This window comes from Bacillus sp. jun7 (assembly GCF_051034795.1).
In the GTDB taxonomy this organism is placed as follows: Bacteria; Bacillota; Bacilli; order Bacillales; family Bacillaceae; genus Bacillus; species Bacillus velezensis.
On the sequence record NZ_CP093219.1, the window covers coordinates 2,215,001 to 2,217,500 of the forward strand.

The 2,500-nt window shown below is 49.4% G+C and carries 5 tRNA genes and 1 rRNA gene (2 of these 6 cut by a window edge); all 6 read right to left on the reverse strand.

Features of this window, described 5'->3' with window-relative positions:
• Positions 1 to 1,526 (reverse strand): 16S ribosomal RNA (locus tag MJQ52_RS10565) (it extends 26 nt beyond the left edge of the window).
• Between the two features lie 301 nt (positions 1,527 to 1,827).
• Positions 1,828 to 1,904: transfer RNA gene (locus MJQ52_RS10570), tRNA-Pro, on the reverse strand.
• Between the two features lie 16 nt (positions 1,905 to 1,920).
• A tRNA-Arg gene (locus MJQ52_RS10575) sits at positions 1,921 to 1,997 on the reverse strand.
• A 32-nt stretch (positions 1,998 to 2,029) separates the two neighbouring features.
• Positions 2,030 to 2,104: transfer RNA gene (locus tag MJQ52_RS10580), tRNA-Gly, on the reverse strand.
• 295 nt (positions 2,105 to 2,399) lie between these two features.
• Positions 2,400 to 2,472: transfer RNA gene (locus MJQ52_RS10585), tRNA-Thr, on the reverse strand.
• A gap of 2 nt (positions 2,473 to 2,474) precedes the next feature.
• Positions 2,475 to 2,500: transfer RNA gene (locus MJQ52_RS10590), tRNA-Asn, on the reverse strand; it runs 49 nt beyond the window's last position.

The window sequence follows — 2,500 nt, forward strand, 5'->3', positions numbered from 1 at the left end:
CGATACGGCTACCTTGTTACGACTTCACCCCAATCATCTGTCCCACCTTCGGCGGCTGGCTCCATAAAGGTTACCTCACCGACTTCGGGTGTTACAAACTCTCGTGGTGTGACGGGCGGTGTGTACAAGGCCCGGGAACGTATTCACCGCGGCATGCTGATCCGCGATTACTAGCGATTCCAGCTTCACGCAGTCGAGTTGCAGACTGCGATCCGAACTGAGAACAGATTTGTGGGATTGGCTTAACCTCGCGGTTTCGCTGCCCTTTGTTCTGTCCATTGTAGCACGTGTGTAGCCCAGGTCATAAGGGGCATGATGATTTGACGTCATCCCCACCTTCCTCCGGTTTGTCACCGGCAGTCACCTTAGAGTGCCCAACTGAATGCTGGCAACTAAGATCAAGGGTTGCGCTCGTTGCGGGACTTAACCCAACATCTCACGACACGAGCTGACGACAACCATGCACCACCTGTCACTCTGCCCCCGAAGGGGACGTCCTATCTCTAGGATTGTCAGAGGATGTCAAGACCTGGTAAGGTTCTTCGCGTTGCTTCGAATTAAACCACATGCTCCACCGCTTGTGCGGGCCCCCGTCAATTCCTTTGAGTTTCAGTCTTGCGACCGTACTCCCCAGGCGGAGTGCTTAATGCGTTAGTCGCGAAGCACTAAGGGGCGGAAACCCCCTAACACTTAGCACTCATCGTTTACGGCGTGGACTACCAGGGTATCTAATCCTGTTCGCTCCCCACGCTTTCGCTCCTCAGCGTCAGTTACAGACCAGAGAGTCGCCTTCGCCACTGGTGTTCCTCCACATCTCTACGCATTTCACCGCTACACGTGGAATTCCACTCTCCTCTTCTGCACTCAAGTTCCCCAGTTTCCAATGACCCTCCCCGGTTGAGCCGGGGGCTTTCACATCAGACTTAAGAAACCGCCTGCGAGCCCTTTACGCCCAATAATTCCGGACAACGCTTGCCACCTACGTATTACCGCGGCTGCTGGCACGTAGTTAGCCGTGGCTTTCTGGTTAGGTACCGTCAAGGTGCCGCCCTATTTGAACGGCACTTGTTCTTCCCTAACAACAGAGCTTTACGATCCGAAAACCTTCATCACTCACGCGGCGTTGCTCCGTCAGACTTTCGTCCATTGCGGAAGATTCCCTACTGCTGCCTCCCGTAGGAGTCTGGGCCGTGTCTCAGTCCCAGTGTGGCCGATCACCCTCTCAGGTCGGCTACGCATCGTCGCCTTGGTGAGCCGTTACCTCACCAACTAGCTAATGCGCCGCGGGTCCATCTGTAAGTGGTAGCCGAAGCCACCTTTTATGTCTGAACCATGCGGTTCAAACAACCATCCGGTATTAGCCCCGGTTTCCCGGAGTTATCCCAGTCTTACAGGCAGGTTACCCACGTGTTACTCACCCGTCCGCCGCTAACATCAGGGAGCAAGCTCCCATCTGTCCGCTCGACTTGCATGTATTAGGCACGCCGCCAGCGTTCGTCCTGAGCCAGGATCAAACTCTCCGATAAAGTAGTTTGACTGACTACGCACATCGCTGTGCGATTTATTTAAAACTTTGAATTAACAGGTACGTTTTGTCTTGTTTAGTTTTCAAAGATCATTACCGCTTGTTGAAGCAGCTTTATTATCTTACCACTCAGCTTCTTTTGTGTCAACAACTTTTTTTAAGTTGTTTTCGAAGCTTTTTGTTGTTGTCTGCTGTCCATCAGCGACGTTTAATAATATACCACGGTGCTTCTCTATAAATCAAGCATTTTTTTTTAAAAGAGAAAAAAAGAAAACCAGTATATTATCTTTAAAGCTTGAGAATGGTCGGGAAGACAGGATTCGAACCTGCGACCCCATGGTCCCAAACCATGTGCTCTACCAAGCTGAGCTACTTCCCGATTTTTTAAAATATTATGGCGCGCCCGAGAGGAGTCGAACCCCTAACCTTTTGATCCGTAGTCAAACGCTCTATCCAATTGAGCTACGGGCGCAATTAATTTCACAATATCCCGTTGGGATAAAATGGAGCGGAAGACGGGATTCGAACCCGCGACCCCCACCTTGGCAAGGTGGTGTTCTACCACTGAACTACTTCCGCAAGTAAAAATGTAATGCATGGCCAGGATACAGCCTCAGATGGCGGTAAACCGTATTGTTATTTATACTGTTCATTATGACAAAAGTAATTATATCAAGGTTTTGATAAAAGTCAATACCGTTTAACAATTAATTATGTTAATCTCTTTTGCATCATTGAAGAGAGGCTTCATCAGAAGACGCGCTAAATACCTATACCTTAACTGGTACAATCAGCAACAGATTTTTACTGAACTAAACAAAAAATAACAGTTCCATAACATTCGGAAACTGCTTCAGATCAACGTATTTAGATAAGCTTCCAAGCGGGCTCGAACCGCTGACCTCTTCCTTACCATGGAAGTGCTCTACCTGCTGAGCTATGGAAGCAATGGCTCCGCAGGTAGGACTCGAACCT